General features: G+C 37.9%; 1 protein-coding gene. It reads right to left on the bottom strand.

All coding sequences use genetic code 11. The features are described from left to right. A partial coding sequence (locus SB772_RS44180; protein ID WP_410839046.1) for a hypothetical protein occupies nt 1-248 on the bottom strand: 248 nt, incomplete at both ends.

Here is a 248-nt window from a genome sequence, read left to right on the forward strand (position 1 = left end):
TATTGTTTTCGTGTACTCCTCTTATGGCAACAGCCTTATCTAAAATTCCGGGATAGAGATCGAGGTAATAAGAAAGACGGAACAGGAATTCCGTATCTTCATGAAGCCTTAAATGCGATTTGAATAAAGGGTTCATTTTCTTGATTAAAGAATCCCTGCGGACTGTTAGTGTATCAATACTGAAAAGCCCAAAACTCCCCAACATATGCAGTTGCCCAGGAAAAACATCCTTAGGATCATATTTTTTA

The organism is Paraburkholderia sp. SIMBA_030 (genome assembly GCF_046535245.1).
In the GTDB taxonomy this organism is placed as follows: Bacteria; Pseudomonadota; Gammaproteobacteria; order Burkholderiales; family Burkholderiaceae; genus Paraburkholderia.